The following is a 16,772-nucleotide window of genomic DNA, read 5'->3' on the forward strand; positions in this document are numbered from 1 at the left end:
CAATCTGGAATGACCGATCATGGATGCGTTTACCGGTGAAATCAGACTGTTCCCCTACAACTTCGTCCCGCAAAACTGGGCGTATTGCGATGGATCGACCATCACGGTCCAGCAGAATCCTGCGCTCTATTCGGTGATTGGCACCCTGTATGGCGGTACCCCCGGCCAGAACTTCAAGCTGCCCAATCTCAACGGGCGCGTGGCCATGGGTGCCGGGCTGGCGCCCGGGCTGACCGACAGGCCCGTTGGCACGGCCCTCGGAGCCGACCGGATAACCATGGGGCCCAGCAATTTTGCCCCCCATACCCATTCGGTGATGGTCAAGGACGGCAGCGAATCGGGTGCCGCTCTGGATATCCCCAACAACACCGCCTTCCTGGCGCAGCCGCGCAACATACGCCTGTACAACAACACCGCACCAACGACGACAACCCAGACGCTGGCGGCCACCACGGTGGGCATCGCCGGTACTGGCGCAACGTCGACGGCCTTGCGTAACACCATGCAACCCTTCCAGACGCTGGCCTACTGCATCTGCCTGGATGGCGAGTACCCGATCAGAGCCTCATGACCCACATCAGCCCTCCCCATCTGCCGGCGGGCAACGTGGCCGTACTGCGCAAGCAGAACGGCCACGACCTGGGATTTCTCCAGGCGCTGTACGCCTCACGCCGCTGGGCCGAAGTCAGCGCAGTGCCGGGCTGGAACGACGTCCAGCGCCGGGCTTTCCTGCACGCCCAGGCCGAACTGCAGCGCCAGCATTATGAAAAGCACTTTCCCGCCGCGGATTTTCTGATCGTCGAGCAGGCCGGTAGCCCGATCGGGCGCCTGTGCGTGCATTACACGGCCGACGATGTGCGCATAGTCGATATTGCTCTGCTGCCGGACTGGCATGGCCGGGGCATCGGCACCGAGTTGCTGCGCAGGGTACTGGCCAAGGCCGACGCCCAGGGCCAGACCTGCAGCCTGAGCGTCGAACAGGGTAGCCGTGCCCGCCGGCTGTATGAGCGGCTGGGCTTTCGCGCCGGCGCCGACACCGGCCTGTACACCCAGATGCAGCGTCCCGCGCGGCTAGACGCCCGGGAGGCCGTCGACAGTCCCTGACCATCGTTTATGACCAGCCCCCAGGGGCCGGCTGTAGCCGTGCTGTAACCGCTGGACCTTTATCAACACTTACGCTGGATACGACCCTCAAACCGGTCGCAAGGCAGGAAGCCCTCATGAGAACACCACTGACCACGCTAGGTACCTGGCTGACACGCCCGCTGACTTCACTGTTCCTGCTCCTGGTCATGTTGACCCTGAGCAGCCAGGCAATGGCCGCCGCTCCCGTGATCACCAACCCGGCTACAGGCAGTACCTTGCCTAGCGTGGCAGTGGGCCAGTCCATGAGCATCGTCATCAACTCCGTCGGTGGCGCGCAACCACTGGACAAATGGGTAGAGTGCGACGCCAATGACCCGGACTACGACGGCGTGACTCCCTGCCTGCCGCCGGGCCTGATCCTCGATCCGTCACCGGGCAGCTCGAACACCATACTCCACGGCACGCCCACCACCGCCGGCACCTACACATTCAGCATCACCCTCAATGACGGCCTGAATCAGGGCGGCGTCGCCACCTATACCCTGGTGGTCACCAGCTCCGCGACCCCGACCCTGACCGCCGTCACCCCGAACAACGGCAGCACCGCAGGCGCCACCTCCGTCACCCTCACCGGCACCAACCTGACCGGTGCCACGGCGGTGAGCTTTGGCGGGACATCCGCCACCGGTTACATCGTCAACAATGCCACCACCATCACCGCCACCACCCCGGCCCACGCCGCAGGTGCGGTTAACGTGGTAGTCACCACCCCAGGGGGCACCGCAACCCTGACCAACGGCTATACCTACAACGTTCCGCCCCCCACCGTCGGCCCAGTCAGCGCCACAGTGGCCGCCAACAGCAGCGCCAACCCGATCACCCTGAGCCTGAGCGGCGGCGCGGCCAGCAGCGTGGCCGTGGCCACTGCCGCCAGTCATGGCACCGCCACCGCCAGCGGCACCAGCATTACCTACACCCCAACCGCCGGTTACTCCGGCAGCGACAGCTTCACCTACACCGCCACCAACGCCAGCGGCACCTCCAGCCCGGCCACGGTGACCATCACCGTCAGTGCACCCACCCTGGCGATAACGCCGACGACACTGCCCGACGGCATTCAGGGCACGGCCTACAACCAGACCGTGACCGCCACCGGCGGCACCACGCCCTACACCTATGCAATCAGCGCCGGTAGCCTGCCGGCCGGCCTGAGCCTGAACACCAGCAGTGGCGTGATCAGCGGTACGCCGACTGTCAGTGGCACCTTCAACCTGACCGTCACCGCCACCGACGCCAACAGCGCCACCGGCTCCCGCGCCTACACCTTGCAGATCAACGGCCTGCCACCGGTGGCCAATGCCGTCAGCGCCACCGTGGCCGCCAACAGCAGCGCCAACCCGATCACCCTGAACATCACGGGCGGCGCCGCCAGCAGCGTGGCCATCGCCACAGCCGCCAGCCATGGCACCGCCACCGCCAGCGGCACCAGCATCACCTACACCCCAACTGCCGGTTATTCCGGCAGTGACAGCTTCACCTACACCGCCACCAACGCCAGCGGCACCTCCAGCCCGGCCACCGTGACCATTACCGTCAGTGCGCCGAGCATTACCCTGAGTCCCGGCTCCCTGAGCAACGGCAGCGTCGGCACGGCCTACAGCCAGACCGTCACTGCCACTGGCGGCACCGCGCCCTACACCTACGCCATCACCTCCGGCAGCCTGCCGGCCGGCCTGATCCTCAACACCACCACCGGCGCCATCAGCGGCACCCCCATGGCCGACGGCACCCTCAACCTGACCATCACCGCCACCGACGCCAACAGCGCCACCGGCTCCCAGGCCTTCTCGATCACCATCGGCGTGCAGGCGCCGGTGGCCAATGCCGTCAGCGCCACCGTGGCCGCCAACAGCAGCGCCAACCCGATCACCCTGAACATCACCGGCGGCGCCGCCAGCAGCGTGGCCATCGCCACAGCCGCCAGCCATGGCACCGCTACCGCCAGCGGCACCAGCATCACCTACACCCCAACCGCCGGTTATTCCGGCAGCGACAGCTTCACCTACACCGCCACCAACGCCAGCGGCACCTCCAGCCCGGCCACCGTGACCATCACTGTCAGTGCGCCGAGCATTACCCTGAGCCCCGGCTCCCTGAGCAACGGCAGCGTCGGCACGGCCTACAGCCAGACCGTCACTGCCACTGGCGGCACCGCGCCCTACACCTACGCCATCACCTCCGGCAGCCTGCCGGCCGGCCTGATCCTGAACACCGCCACCGGCGCCATCAGTGGCACCCCCATGGCCAGCGGCACCCTCAACCTGACCATCACCGCCACCGACGCCAACAGCGCTACCGGCTCCCAGGCCTTCTCGATCACCATTGGCGTCCAGGCGCCGGTGGCCAATGCCGTCAGCGCCACCGTGGCCGCCAACAGCAGCGCCAACCCGATCACCCTGAACATCACCGGTGGCGCCGCCAGCAGCGTGGCCATCGCCACTGCCGCCAGCCATGGCACCGCCACCGCCAGCGGCACCAGCATCACCTACACCCCAATCGCCGGTTATTCCGGCAGCGACAGCTTCACCTACACCGCCACCAACGCCGGCGGCACCTCCAGCCCGGCCACGGTGACCCTCACGGTCAGCGCGCCCAGCCTGGTACTGACTCCGGCGTCCTTGGGGGCCGGCACCGCAGGCAGCGCCTACAGCGCCACCCTCAGCGCCACCGGCGGCACCGCGCCCTACACCTACGCCATCACCTCCGGCAGCCTGCCGGCCGGCCTGAGCCTGAACACCGCCAGCGGCCTGATCAGCGGTACGCCGACCACCAGCGGCAGCAGCAACCTGAGCATCACCGTCACCGATGCCAACGGCGCTACCGGCTCACAGACCTACACCCTGACCATCGCTGCCGTGGCGATTACCGTACCGGCTTCCAGTCAGATCCTCGCGGCGGGCCAGTCGGCCACCGTCGACCTGACCCAGGGCGCCACCGGTGGCCCGTTCACCCAGGCCGTCCTCGGCTCGGTCACCCCGGCATCGGCCGGGCGGGCGATGATGATCGGCCGCTTCTCGATGCGCTTCGTGCCTTCGGCGGCCTTCGCCGGCACCGCTGTGGTCAGCTTCAGCCTGCAGAACGGCAGCGGCGCCAGCGCCGCGAGCACCGTCAGCTTCATGATCCAGGAGCGTCCGGACCCGACCAAGGACGCCGAGGTCATCGGCCTGCTCAACGCCCAGACCCGCGCCGCCGAGCGTTTTGCCAGCACCCAGATGGACAACTTCAACCGGCGCCTGGAGCAACTGCACCAGATCAGTTGCGAGCGCAATTCGCTCAACGCCAGCTTGCGCAAGGAAGGCCGCGACGTGCCGCTGGGCGAAATCGCCAAAGCCGTCCAGGACCAGCTGGGAGGCACCGCCAACCAGACCGAGCAGGAAAAACGCGAAGCCGCGGCCGCTCTGCAGGACAACTGCAAACAGGACGCCCTGGCGTTCTGGAGCGACGGCTTCGTCAACGTCGGCTCGACCCACACCCGGGGCGCGCGGGACAACAGCTTCACCACCCTGGGCCTGAGCGTCGGTGTCGACTATCGCCTGTCGCCCAGCGCCATTGCCGGGGTCGGTATCGGCTACGGCAACGACCGCAGCGACATCGGCAAGAACCACACCCGCAGCGATGGGGACGCCATCGGCATCGCCACCTACCTGAGCCTGAACCTGGCCCCGCAGGTATTTGTCGACGGCCTTTTGGGCTACAACCGCATCAGCTTCGACTCGCGCCGCTACATCACCGGCAGCAACGACGACTACGCCCGCGGCTCGCGGGATGCCGATCAGTTGTTCGCCTCCCTGACCGCCAGCTATGAGTATCGCCAGGGGCCGCTGTCGCTGACGCCCTACAGTCGCCTGAACGCCAGCACCACGCGCCTGGATGCCTACCGTGAAAGTGGCGGCGGCATTTACGGCCTGTCCTACGACGAACAGCGCCAGCAGAACTTCACCTCCTACCTCGGTGTACGTTCGGGCTACGACCTGATGACCCGGATCGGTGTGGTCACGCCCAAGGTCGGCCTGGCCTGGGGCCACAACTTCAGCAGCAGCAGCGACTACAAGATGCGCTACACCGACCAGGGTGACGAAGGCACGCTGTACCGGCTCAAGCCCGACGCCCTGGACAGCGATTTCGCCAGCCTGGACATGGGCGTCGACTTCAACCTCGGGCGTGCCTGGCAACTGGGCGTCTCGTACAAGACCGCCCTGGGCTCGGACGAACGCAACGACACCTTCCGCCTGGGTTTGAATGGCAAGTTTTGAACGGTAAGTTCTGAACCGCCGGTTGTGCACCCTGGCCACAGATTAGTGGCCCGGGACCGGGCCCTACAGCAGGAAATGGCTCCCCCCGAACCGAGCCGAAAAAACACACCCCGCCAGAGTCGGACTCTGGCGGGGTGTGGTGTTTCAGCGGCGCCGACAAGCAGTCGATCCAGCGCCGGCCCTCAGGCCGTCGGCAACTGCCCGCTCTCGATCTCCCGGGCCGTGCGTTCCACCGCGCGCCGGGTCTTGTCGATCAGTTCGTCGATATCGCCGCGGGTCGCCACCAGCGCCGGGGCCATGATCATCCGCCCCAGGGTCGAGCGGATGATCACCCCCTCTTCGAAGCCCAGGGTGCGGCAGCGCCAGGCGATGTCGTTCTCGTTGGCAAAGCGCTTGCGGCTGGCCTTGTCCTCGGCGAACTGCAAGGCCGCCACCAGCCCGCAGCCCTGGATCTCGCCGATCAGCGGGTGGTTGCCGAACACTTCCCGCAGGCACTGCTGCAGGTAGGGGCCGGTGTCCTGCTTGACCCGGGTCACCACGCCTTCATCGCGCAGGGCCTTGAGGTTGGCGATGGCCACGGCGGCGGCCACCGGGTGCCCGGAATAGGTCAGGCCGTGGGCGAACACCCCGCCCTGCTCCACCAGCACCTGGGCGATGCGCTTGCTCAGCACCAAACCGCCCATGGGGATGTAGCCGGAGGTCAGGCCCTTGGCGATGGACAGGGTGTCGGGCTCGAAGCCGAAGTGCTGATGGGCGAACCACTCGCCGGTGCGGCCGAAACCGCCGATCACTTCGTCGGCGCACAGCAGCACGTCGTACTGGCGGCAGATGCGCTGGATTTCCGGCCAGTAGCTGTCTGGCGGGAAGATCATGCCGCCGGCGCCCTGGAACGGTTCGGCGATGAAACCGGCGACGTTCTCGGCCCCAAGTTCGAGGATCTTCTCTTCCAGCTGGCGGGCGCAGCGCAGGCCGAACTCGGCGGGCGTCAGGTTGCCTTCGTGGGCGAACCAGTAAGGCTCGTCGATGTGCGCCACATCCGGAATCAGCCCGCCCATGTCGTGCATGAACTTCATCCCGCCCAGGGCGGTGGCGGCCAGGGTCGAGCCGTGGTAGCCGTTCCAGCGGCCGATCATCACCTTCTTCTGCGGCTGGCCGAGGATCTGCCAGTAGCGGCGCACGCTGCGAATCAGCACCTCGTTGGCCTCGGAGCCGGAGTTGGTGTAGATGGCGTGGCTGTAGTGCCCGGGCAACAGGCTGAACAGCAGCTCGGAGAGCTCCACCACCGCCGGGTGGGTGGTGTGGAAGAACATGTTGTAGTACGGCAACTGCTCGAGCTGGGCGCTGGCGGCGGCCGCCAGGTCCTGGCGACCGTAGCCCAGGTTGGTGCACCACAGCCCGGACATGCCGTCCAGGTAGCGCTGGCCGTCGTTGTCCCACAGGTGCAGGCCCTGGCCGCGGACGATCACCCGCGGGCCTTCGGCGTTCAGCGCCTTCTGGTCGAGGAAGGCATGGATATGGTGGGCGGCATCCAGGGCCTGGTAGTCCTGGGTACTGCGTTGGGCGGTCGGGTTTTCAGCACTCATGGTCATTCTCCTGCACGACAAGTGGATTCAAGGGAAGGCGTGGCGACGGGACTCGGCCCCGTGGGCAGCAGCGGTTCGGGAACAAACAGTGGCTTGCGCATCACCCACTTGATCCAGACCACGGCGATCAGCGAGATCACCCCCAGCACGACGCCGGCGCTGCCAAAGATCCGCGCGGTCATCTCCGGGGACGGGGACACGTGATAGATCGCAAACAGCATGCCGACGATGCCCAGCACCTGGGGCCAGGGGTAGAACGGCGAACGGAACGGCCGGGGCGCGTCGGGGTAGCGCCGACGCAGGGCGATCACGTCGATGTGCACGATGATGTAGGCCAAGAGCCAGGCCAGGGCCGCGGCCAACAGCAGCAGGCTGATGGAGTCCGGGTCCTGGCCCAGGATCAGGATCGGCAGCCCCGTGAGCGCGGCGACGAACAGCACCGCCACCCAGGGTGTGCGGCTGCGCGGGCTGAGGCGTTTGAACTGGGGGAAGGCCTGGCCGTTCTGGGCCATGCCGTAGAGCATCCGCGGCAGCGCCGCCAGGGACGAGTTGACCGTGCTGCAGGTGGCGGTGATCACCGCGCCCACCAGGAACAGCTTGCCGGCCTCGCCGAACACCGTGGTGGCGAACAGGAAATGCGGCAGCGGATGGCTCGCCAGTTGCTCCCGGGGAATGCACAGCAAGGCGCCGAGGCAATACAGGGTGATCACCAGGAAGATGATGCTCAGGCCGATGATCATCGAGCGCGGGACATTGCGTTCCGGGCGGCGGGTTTCCTCCACCAGCGGGCAGACGAACTCGGCCCCGACAAACCCCCAGATGGCCATCGCCGCCAAGGCCAGCGCGCCGACCTCCATGGGGTTCCAGCCCTGGTCCAGCGGCCGTTGCAAGTCGGCCTGGGGGCTGCCGATGGCGCCCAGGCCCAGGGTCAGGAGAATCACCACCATCACCACCGCGAGCACCGTCTGCAGCCGGGCGAAGACATCGATGCCCAGCAGGTTGAGCGCGGTGAAGGTGCCGAGCACGCCATAGGCCACCAGCATCGGCGGCAGCACCCCGGGGTAGACCTTGCCGATGATCAGGTCCAGGAGCAGCAGCTCGGCGGACAGGGCGAACATCGCCACCACCATGTAGCCGGAGAAGGTCGCGAGGATCGCCGGAAAGTGCCCGATGGCCACTTCGGTGTAGCTGCTCAGGCTACCGGCCCGGGGCACCATCAGCGCCAGTTCGGAGAACGACAAGGCATAGGTCAGCGCCAGCAGGTAGGCCAGCAGCAGCGGGATGAAGAAGCCCAGCCCGGCCATCCCCGCGCCTTGCAGCATCAACACCATGACCCCCTGGGACACCACCAGGCCAACGGCCACCGACACCAGCGAACCCAGGCCCAGGACCCGGCGCAAGCCGCCGTTGCTGGTGGGGCTCAAGGCCGCCGGGGAGAGATTTGCAGTCATCGCACGCACTCCTTTCTTATTGTTGTGGGCCTGCCGCGGCAGCGGCAGGTGCAGCGGCGCCCGGGTGGCGCCGCCAGGGCTCCGTAGCGCTAGCGCAGTTGGAACCAGGTGGTCTTCAGTTGGCTGTACTTGTCGAAGGCATGCAGCGACAGGTCGCGACCGAATCCCGATTGCCGGCCGCCGCCAAAGGGCACGGTGACGTCCAGGGCATCCACGGTGTTCACCGACACCGTGCCGGCCCGCAACTGCCGGGCCACCCGGTGGGCGCGGTTGAGGTCGTCCGTCCACAGCGAGGCGGCCAGGCCGTAGACGCTGTCATTGGCCAGGGCAATGGCCTGCTCCTCGTCATCGAAGGGGATTACCGCCAGCACCGGGCCGAACACCTCCTCCCGAGCGATGCTCATCTGCGGCTTCACCCCGGTGAGGAGGGTCGGCTCGATGTAGTTGTCGCTGCCGTCGATGTGCAGCTGGCGGCCGCCACAGGCCAACTGCGCGCCCTGCTCCCGGGCGCCCTCGATATAGGCCATGACCCGGGCGGTCTGGCGCGCGTCGACCATGGCCCCGGCGCGGCTGGCCGGGTCCAGCGGGTTGCCCGGGCGCCAGTCCCGGGCCTTGGCCTTGAGGCGCTCGACGAACTCGTCATGAATGCTGCGCTGCACCAGCAGCCGCGAGTTGGCCGAGCACACCTCGCCCTGGTTGAAGAAGATGCCGAAGGCGCTCTTCTCGGCGGCCAGCTCCAGGTCCTGGCAGTCGGCGAACACCAGGTTCGGGCTCTTGCCGCCGCATTCGAGCCAGACCTGCTTGAGGTTCGATTGCGCCGAATACTGCATGAAGCACTTGCCCACCTCGGTGGAGCCGGTGAACACCAGGCAATCCACATCCGGGTGCAGGCCCAGGGCGCGACCGGCATCGCTGCCCAGGCCCGGCACCACGTTGAACACCCCTTCCGGCACGCCGGCCTCCAGGGCCAGCTCGGCCAGGCGCAGGGCCGAGAACGGCGACTGTTCGGCAGGCTTGAGCACCACCGAGTTGCCCACCGCCAGGGCCGGGGCCAGCTTCCAGGCGGCCATGTCCAGGGGGAAGTTCCAGGGCACCACCGCGCCGATCACCCCCAGGGCTTCGCGACGGATGCTGGCATGGCTGTTGTGGCCACCGGGGGCCAGTTGATCGTAGAGCTTGTCGACGCTCTCGGCGTACCAGGCGAAGACGTGGGCCGCACCGGGCACGTCGATGTTCCAGGCGTCCATCACCGGCTTGCCCATGTTCAGGGAGTCCAGCAGCGCCAGCTCCTCGCGGTGGGCGAGCATCAGCTCGGCCAGGCGCAGCAGGACCTTCTTGCGCTCCAGCGGGGCCATGCGCGCCCAGGGCCCCTGGTCGAAGGCCCGACGCGCGGCGGCCACCGCCAGGTCCACATCGGCCGCGCCGCAGGCACTGACCCGGGCCAGTACCCCAAGGGTGGCCGGGTTGACCGCATCGAAGGTGGCGCCGGACTGGGCGGCCATCCGTTGGCCGCCAATCAGCGCCTGATCAATGAATGTCTGTTGGGCAGCCCGCTGCTGCCAGTCACCGAGTTCGAACACGCTGCACTCCCTCGTCGGCCGTTGCGACGGCCTGTTGGTTATTGGGTCCTGAGGGATGGTGCGTCAGCGCGAGCCAGAGGAAAAATACTAAAAATATGCTCCAGCACCATGAAAAAGCTCTGTAGCCAGACGGCTTGGCGCCCCCACGCAAAACGCCGCCACCCAAAGCCCCAGGTAACGGCGAAAGCCCACAACCCTGTGGCGAGGGAGCTTGCTCCCGCTGGAAGGCGCAGCCTTCCCAAGGCCTGAATCCGCGGCCTGTCAGGTGGAGTTGCGGATTCAGGCTTTGCGGCCGCTGCGCGCCCGAGCGGGAGCAAGCTCCCTCGCCACAAGAAGCCTTGTCTCCCCTATTCCTACACCGCCCCCGCACCGCAGCGCGTCGTTGGCCGACGTGCAGGAACCGCATCAGGTTCGGGCGGGGTGCTCCAGCCAGTCGCCCAGGCGCTGCAACAGGGCGTCGCAGGCGTGCAACTGTGCAAGGCTGATGAACTCATCCGGCTTGTGGCCCTGGTCCATGCTGCCAGGACCGCAGACCACCGTGGGGACGCCCGCCTCATGGAACAGCCCGCCCTCGGTGCCGAAGGCCACGGTGGTGAACTCCCGCGAGCCGCTGAGCAGCGCCAGCAGTTCGGCGGCCTGGCTGTCGGCGGCGGTGGCCAGCCCCGGGTAGGCGCTCAAGGGGTGCAGGTCGATCCCGGTGTCGGCCCGTACCGCCTGCATCTGCGGCACCAGCTCGGTGTCGGCATAGTCTTGCAACTGGGCCACCACGGCCTGGGCGTCATGGCCCGGCAGGGTGCGCACCTCGAAATCGAACTGACACTCGGCCGGCACGATGTTCAGCGCGCGGCCGCCCTGGATGGTGCCGGTCTGCACCGTGGAATACGGCGGATCGAAACGCGGGTCGTGGTGCTCGGGTTGCGCCAGCCGGCTGCCGATGTCTCCCAGCTTGCCGATCAGCCGCGCCGCGTACTCGATGGCATTGACCCCGTTAGGCGCATAGGCCGAATGGCAGGCCGCGCCCCGCACCTGACAGCGCATCGCCAGCTTGCCCTTGTGCCCGAGCACCGGGCGCAGCTCGGTAGGCTCGCCGATCAGGCACAGCAGCGGCGGATGTGGCCGCTGTCGCAAACGTTCGAGCATCGGTCGCACGCCCAGGCAGCCCACCTCCTCGTCGTAAGAAAACGCCAGGTGCAACGGCAGCCGCAGACGGCGCCGGGTAAAGCCCGGCACCGCCGCCAGCACCGAGGCGATAAAGCCTTTCATGTCGGCGGTGCCACGGCCGTACAGCCGCCCTTGGCGCTCACTCAAGACAAACGGCTCGACGCTCCAGGCCTGACCGTCCACCGGCACCACGTCGGTGTGCCCGGACAGCACCACCCCGCCGCGATCGCTGGGGCCGATGCTGGCAAACAGGTTGGCCTTGGTCCGGTGCGGGTTGTAGATCAGCTCGCTGTCCACCCCGTGGCGCGCCAGGTAGTCGCGAATAAAGCCGATCAATTCCAGGTTGGAATCGCGGCTGACCGTGGCAAAGCCCACCAGCCGCGCCAACAGCTCGCAGCTCGACTGCTCATTCATTGCCCGGCACTCCGTAGCTGGGGGCCGCCGTGGGGTCCAGGGCCCGGGTCAGGTAGTCCTGCATCTGCGGCCGGTAGGCCTGCCACAGGCCGTCGAGCTGGCCGATGGGGTCGGCATCGGCCCAGTCCACCCGCAGGTCGACGATGGGCCAGGTCAGGTCGTCCACCACGCTCAGCGCCGCTGAATGCACCGGGCCCGCCTCGCCACCGGCGGCCATGGCCGCGTGCATCGCCGCCAGCAGGCGCTCGGCCAGAATCCCCGGCGTCTGTTCGAACGCCTGGACCATGGCCTGGATGACCCCGGCGTCCGCCAGCAGGTTGCCGGCGGCCACGCACTGCTCGCCGGCCAGCGCGTGGTGGATGCCCAACGCCTGCTGGCCACTGAACAGCGCCGTGCGGCCCTGGTTGTCGATCACCGTCACCTGGCGGTACTGGCTCCAGCCGTTGCGACCCAGGGCCTGCTCCAGGGCGGTGCCGGGGTCGAGCTTGCGCTGTTCCAGCAGGTCGAGAATCTGCGGCCCCAGGGCCGGCAGGGTGACGTTCTGGGTGGCCACCGCGCCCACTCCGGCCCGCACCCAGGGGCAACGGGCGCCGACCGCGATGCTCGACGAACTGATGGCGATGCCCAGCTGGCCGGTTTCGGCGCAACGGCCCACGATGGAAAAAGTCATGCAAACTCCTTGGCCCGCCGGGCCTGCGTCGACGCCGGGTGCGGCGTCCGTGAAAACAGCGCGGGGCTCACTCGGGAATGACCGCGATCACGTCGATCTCCATCAGCCACTGCGGCTGGCCGAGGGCCGAGACCACCAGCCCGGTGGAGATCGGGAACACCCCTTTGAGCCACTTGCCCACTTCCTGGTACACCGGCTCGCGGTAGCGCGGGTCGGTGAGGTAGGTGGTGGTCTTGACGATATGGGACAGGTCGCTGCCCGCCTCTTCCAGCAGCTGCTTGACGTTTTTCATCGCCTGCTCGGCCTGGGCCCGGGGATCGCCCAGGCCCACCAGGCGGCCGTCGAAATCGGTGCCGACCTGACCGCGAACGTACACCGTGTTGCCGGCGCGCACCGCCTGGCACAGGTCGTTGTCCAGGGACTGGTTGGGGTAGGTGTCCTTGGTGTTGAACATGCGGATACGGGTATGAGTCGGCATCAGAGGGCTCCCACGCTGCTGAGGTTGTGATGCGGCGCCGCGGCTGGGGCCGGGCTGCCATAGGCCTGGTATTTGCGCTGGGTGGCGATGTGATCGGCGATGTGCTTGGCGTCGTGCCACACCCCCCAGATGAACGACGAGCCACGGCGCGACAGCCAGGGCAGGCCGAGGAAATACACCCCGGGCTCGCGGGACACGCCGCGCTGGTGCAGGGGCTTGCCCTGTTCGCTGAAGGTGTCGACCTGCAGCCAGGAAAAATCCACGGCGTAGCCGGTGGCCCAGATGATCGAGTTGATGCCGGCCTGTTGCAGGTCCAGTTCGAGGATCGGCTGCCTGACGCAGTCCGGGTCCGGCAGGCGCCGGCGCGCCTCGGGCTCCAGCGGCAGGTCGAGGCTGTTGCGCTCGACATAGGCATCGGCGGCGTCCAGCAGCGCCAGGTAGTTCTCGTCGCCCCGGGCCAGGTTGTCCAGCAGGTCCGCCTGGAAGGTCACGTGCTCGCCGGCAAAGGCCCGGGTCAGTCCGACCAGGGTGATGCCCTGGTGGGCCAGGGCGCGAAAGTCGATGGTCTGGCCGCCGCGAGCGCCGCTGACGGCGATGGTCACGTGTTCGCGCCCGGGCTTGGCGATCTCCGCATCCCACTCCCCCAGCACCCCGAGCCACCAGCAGAAATCCCGGTTGCGATAGGAACGCGGCGGACGGTCATGGGCGCCCACCGACAGATAGACCCGGCGCCCCGCCCGCTGCAGTTCATCGGCGATCTGCACCCCGGACGAGCCTGCGCCCACCACCAGCACCGCGCCCTCGGGCAACTGCTGCGGATTGCGGTACTCGGCGGAGTGGATCTGCGTCAGGCGGCCATTGGCGGGGGCAATCGGCGGGATCACCGGACGCTGGAACGGACCGGTGGCGGCCACCACGCGCCGGGCCTGGATCACCCCATCGGACGTCTCGACGGTGAAACCCGGACGACCGACATTGCGCTGCACCTTGCGCACCTCGACCCCGGTACGGATCGGCGCGTTGAAGGTACGGGCATAGGCTTCGAAGTAGTCCGCCACCTGCTCCTTGGCGGCAAAGGCATCGTCCGGCAGGGCGAAGGGCATCCCGGGAAAGCGGTCATGCCAGGCCGGCCCGTTGGCCACCAGGGAATCCCAGCGTGCGCTGCGCCAGGCTTCGGCGATGCGGCTGCGTTCCAGCACCAGGTGGGGCACGCCGAGCTTGCTCAGGTGCTCGCTCATGGCCACGCCGGCCTGACCCGCGCCGACCACCAGGGTGTCCACTTGCATTTGTTGTTCTACGGTCATGTCTGTGTCCTTCTGCGAGACGATTGGCACCGGCCGGAAGGCCTGGCACACGCGGTTCGGAACCCGGGATAAGTCGGATGCGACAGATGGTGCGACAGACGCCCGCGAAGGAAAATTATTAAAAATGTGCTCCCTGGATAAGAAAAAGCGAGGCAGCACGGGGCCTGCACCCGTCCCTGAGCCGGCTCGGGGCAAGGCCCACAGGCACACTCGGCAGCGGCCCGAGCGATCAGACTGATCACCAGGGCCTTTCAGATGATTACCCGGCGAAAATGCATTTCCGTGCTTTCGATCTGCAGGCACTGAAGGCACAATGCGTACCTTTTTGGCTGGCCCTGCCGGAGACCCTGAAATGATCAAGACGCCGTACTACCTCATCGACAAGCAGAAGCTTTTGAGCAACATGCAGAAGATCGCCTATGTGCGCGAGCAGTCCGGCGCCAAGGCCCTGCTGGCCCTCAAGTGCTTCGCCACCTGGTCGGTGTTCGACCTGATGCAGCAGTACATGGACGGCACCACCTCCTCGTCGCTGTACGAGCTCAAGCTCGGCCGGCAGAAGTTCGCCGGCGAAACCCACGCCTACAGCGTGGCCTGGGCCGACGACGAGATCGAAGAGATGCTCGCCAACTGCGACAAGATCATCTTCAACTCCATCAGCCAGCTGCAGCGCTTTGCCGACGCCAGCGCGGGCAAGGTCCGCGGTCTGCGGGTCAACCCCCAGGTAAGCAGCTCGGACTACCTGCTGGCCGACCCGGCCCGGCCTTTCAGCCGCCTGGGCGAATGGGACCCGGCGAAGATCGAAGGCGTGATCGAGCAGATCTCCGGCTTCATGTTCCATAACAACTGCGAGAACGGCGACTTCGGGCTGTTCGACCAGATGCTGAGCACCATCGAGGAGCGCTTCGGCCACCTGCTGCACAAGGTCGAGTGGGTCAGCCTCGGCGGCGGCATCCACTTCACCGGCGAGGACTACGCCCTGGACGCCTTCTGCGCACGGCTCAAGGCCTTCTCCGAGCAGTACGGCGTGCAGGTCTACCTGGAGCCGGGCGAAGCGGCGATCACCCAGAGCGCATCCCTGGAAGTGACCGTGCTCGACACCCTGTACAACGGCAAGCACCTGGCCGTGGTGGACAGCTCCATCGAAGCCCACATGCTCGACCTGCTGATCTATCGCCTGAACGCCAAGCTGGCCCCCAGCAGCGGCGAACACAGCTACATGATTTGTGGCAAGTCTTGCCTGGCCGGAGACATCTTTGGCGAGTATCAATTCGAACGTCCGCTGACCATCGGCGATCGCCTGTCGTTCGTCGACGCGGCGGGCTACACCATGGTCAAGAAAAACTGGTTCAACGGCCTGAAAATGCCATCCATCGTTGTGAAACAACTCGATGGCAGCATCGACGTGGTTCGCGAGTTTGGTTTCGAAGACTACCTGTCCAGCCTTTCCTGAGCGGACAGACACGAGGAGAAGTAAATAAATTGAAGAAGAATGTTCTTATCATTGGTGCAGGAGGTGTCGCCAAGGTGGTGGCCCACAAGTGCGCGCAGCACAACGACGAACTCGGTCGTATTGCCATCGCGTCGCGCAACATCTCCAAATGCCAGGCCATCATCGACAGCGTCAAGGCCAAGGGCAGCCTCAAACAGCCCGCTGAAATAAAAGCCTATGCGCTCAACGCGCTGGACATCGAAGCGACCAAGGCGCTGATCCGCGAGACCGAGTCGCAGATCGTCATCAACGTCGGTTCCGCCTTCCTCAACATGTCGGTGCTGCGCGCCTGCATCGATACCGGCGTGGCCTACCTGGACACCGCGATCCACGAAGAGCCGGGCAAGATCTGCGAAACGCCGCCCTGGTACGGCAACTACGAGTGGAAGCACCTCGAGGAGTGCCGGGAGAAGAACATCACCGCCATTCTCGGCGTGGGCTTCGATCCGGGCGTGGTCAACGCCTATGCCGCGCTGGCCAAGCAACAGCATTTCGACCGCATTGATTCCATCGACATTCTCGACGTCAATGCCGGATCCCATGGCAAATATTTCGCCACCAATTTCGACCCGGAAATCAATTTCCGCGAATTCACCGGACAGGTGTGGAGCTGGCAGAACAGCCAGTGGACCAGCAACACCATGTTCGAAGTCAAGCGCACCGACGACCTGCCGGTGGTCGGCTCGCAGAACCTGTACCTGACCGGCCACGACGAAGTGCACTCGCTGTCGAAGAACCTCGACGTGCCCAACGTGCGCTTCTGGATGAGCTTCGGCGAGCACTACATCAACGTGTTCACCGTGCTGCGCAACCTCGGCCTGCTCTCCGAGCAGCCGGTCAAGACCGCCGAAGGCCTGGAAGTGGTGCCGCTCAAGGTGGTCAAGGCGGTGCTGCCTGATCCGGCCTCCCTGGCCCCGGGCTACACCGGCAAGACCTGCATCGGCGACCTGGTCAAGGGCACCAAGGACGGCCAGCCGCGCGAAGTCTTCATCTACAACGTGGCTGACCACGAAGAAGCCTACGCCGAGACCGACAGCCAGGGCATTTCCTACACCGCCGGCGTGCCGCCCGTGGCGGCCGCCCTGCTGGTGGCCCGTGGCGAGTGGGACGTGCAGCGCATGGTCAACGTCGAGGAGCTGGCCGCCGAGCCGTTCCTCAAGGCGCTGGACGTGATGGGCCTGCCGACCCGGATCAAGGACGAGCATGGCGATCGTCCTTGGGACGCCGCCCTCTGATCTAGCTC

General features: G+C 66.6%; 12 protein-coding genes. 5 read left to right on the plus strand and 7 right to left on the minus strand.

Annotation, left to right across the window (positions count from 1 at the left end):
* Positions 1–19 precede the first annotated feature (19 nt).
* From POS17_RS17990 to POS17_RS18000, 3 genes are all read left to right on the plus strand, one after another.
* Positions 20–571, plus strand: a complete 552-nt coding sequence (locus POS17_RS17990; protein WP_060839824.1) for a phage tail protein — start codon at positions 20–22, stop codon at positions 569–571.
* Complete coding sequence (locus POS17_RS17995; protein ID WP_060839825.1) at positions 568–1,104, plus strand: GNAT family N-acetyltransferase; 537 nt, start codon at positions 568–570, stop codon at positions 1,102–1,104. The genes POS17_RS17990 and POS17_RS17995 overlap by 4 nt, the downstream gene beginning before the upstream one ends.
* A 116-nt stretch (positions 1,105–1,220) precedes the next feature.
* Complete coding sequence (locus POS17_RS18000; protein ID WP_060839826.1) at positions 1,221–5,399, plus strand: putative Ig domain-containing protein; 4,179 nt, start codon at positions 1,221–1,223, stop codon at positions 5,397–5,399.
* Positions 5,400–5,581: 182 nt separating this feature from the next.
* Here POS17_RS18000 and POS17_RS18005 read toward each other — a convergent pair whose 3' ends face one another.
* The 7 genes from POS17_RS18005 to POS17_RS18035 all read right to left on the minus strand — a co-directional run bounded on the left by POS17_RS18005 (position 5,582) and on the right by POS17_RS18035 (position 14,040).
* Positions 5,582–6,982, minus strand: coding sequence for an aspartate aminotransferase family protein (locus POS17_RS18005; RefSeq protein ID WP_060839827.1), 1,401 nt, complete (start codon positions 6,980–6,982; stop codon positions 5,582–5,584).
* Between the two features lie 2 nt (positions 6,983–6,984).
* Positions 6,985–8,433 (minus strand): APC family permease, encoded by a 1,449-nt coding sequence (locus POS17_RS18010; RefSeq protein ID WP_060839828.1) that lies wholly within the window; start codon positions 8,431–8,433, stop codon positions 6,985–6,987.
* A gap of 89 nt (positions 8,434–8,522) precedes the next feature.
* Positions 8,523–10,013 carry an aldehyde dehydrogenase gene (locus tag POS17_RS18015; RefSeq protein WP_060839829.1) on the minus strand — a complete coding sequence of 497 codons (1,491 nt, stop codon included), beginning with the start codon at positions 10,011–10,013 and terminating at the stop codon, positions 8,523–8,525.
* Between the two features lie 405 nt (positions 10,014–10,418).
* Positions 10,419–11,588: an acetylornithine deacetylase gene (argE, locus tag POS17_RS18020; protein ID WP_060839830.1), complete on the minus strand. Its 1,170-nt coding sequence runs from the start codon at positions 11,586–11,588 to the stop codon at positions 10,419–10,421.
* Positions 11,581–12,258 carry a DUF1028 domain-containing protein gene (locus POS17_RS18025; protein WP_060839831.1) on the minus strand — a complete coding sequence of 226 codons (678 nt, stop codon included), beginning with the start codon at positions 12,256–12,258 and terminating at the stop codon, positions 11,581–11,583. The genes argE and POS17_RS18025 overlap by 8 nt, the downstream gene beginning before the upstream one ends.
* Positions 12,259–12,325: 67 nt before the next feature.
* Entirely contained in the window at positions 12,326–12,736 is a 411-nt protein-coding gene (locus POS17_RS18030) for a RidA family protein (protein ID WP_011061806.1), read from the minus strand.
* Positions 12,736–14,040: a flavin-containing monooxygenase gene (locus tag POS17_RS18035; RefSeq protein ID WP_060839832.1), complete on the minus strand. Its 1,305-nt coding sequence runs from the start codon at positions 14,038–14,040 to the stop codon at positions 12,736–12,738. The genes POS17_RS18030 and POS17_RS18035 overlap by 1 nt, the downstream gene beginning before the upstream one ends.
* Before the next feature lie 352 nt (positions 14,041–14,392).
* Here POS17_RS18035 and POS17_RS18040 point away from each other — a divergent pair, with 352 nt between their 5' ends.
* Positions 14,393–15,490, plus strand: coding sequence for a carboxynorspermidine decarboxylase (locus tag POS17_RS18040; protein WP_060839833.1), 1,098 nt, complete (start codon positions 14,393–14,395; stop codon positions 15,488–15,490).
* A gap of 29 nt (positions 15,491–15,519) precedes the next feature.
* Complete coding sequence (locus tag POS17_RS18045) at positions 15,520–16,764, plus strand: saccharopine dehydrogenase family protein (RefSeq protein WP_060839834.1); 1,245 nt, start codon at positions 15,520–15,522, stop codon at positions 16,762–16,764.
* Positions 16,765–16,772 lie beyond the last annotated feature (8 nt).

Origin of the sequence: Pseudomonas sp. Os17, from assembly GCF_001547895.1 — a bacterium.
GTDB lineage: Bacteria > Pseudomonadota > Gammaproteobacteria > Pseudomonadales > Pseudomonadaceae > Aquipseudomonas.

What these genes read in the sequence shown, in the direction of transcription:
- POS17_RS18025 (WP_060839831.1), bottom strand. Translation starts at nt 12,258, where the DNA reads ATGACTTTTTCCATCGTGGGCCGTTGCGCCGAAACCGGCCAGCTGGGC.
- POS17_RS17995 (WP_060839825.1), top strand. Translation starts at nt 568, where the DNA reads ATGACCCACATCAGCCCTCCCCATCTGCCGGCGGGCAACGTGGCCGTA.
- argE (WP_060839830.1), bottom strand. Translation starts at nt 11,588, where the DNA reads ATGAATGAGCAGTCGAGCTGCGAGCTGTTGGCGCGGCTGGTGGGCTTT.
- POS17_RS17990 (WP_060839824.1), top strand. Translation starts at nt 20, where the DNA reads ATGGATGCGTTTACCGGTGAAATCAGACTGTTCCCCTACAACTTCGTC.
- POS17_RS18010 (WP_060839828.1), bottom strand. Translation starts at nt 8,433, where the DNA reads ATGACTGCAAATCTCTCCCCGGCGGCCTTGAGCCCCACCAGCAACGGC.
- POS17_RS18000 (WP_060839826.1), top strand. Translation starts at nt 1,221, where the DNA reads ATGAGAACACCACTGACCACGCTAGGTACCTGGCTGACACGCCCGCTG.
- POS17_RS18035 (WP_060839832.1), bottom strand. Translation starts at nt 14,040, where the DNA reads ATGACCGTAGAACAACAAATGCAAGTGGACACCCTGGTGGTCGGCGCG.
- POS17_RS18040 (WP_060839833.1), top strand. Translation starts at nt 14,393, where the DNA reads ATGATCAAGACGCCGTACTACCTCATCGACAAGCAGAAGCTTTTGAGC.
- POS17_RS18005 (WP_060839827.1), bottom strand. Translation starts at nt 6,982, where the DNA reads ATGAGTGCTGAAAACCCGACCGCCCAACGCAGTACCCAGGACTACCAG.
- POS17_RS18030 (WP_011061806.1), bottom strand. Translation starts at nt 12,736, where the DNA reads ATGCCGACTCATACCCGTATCCGCATGTTCAACACCAAGGACACCTAC.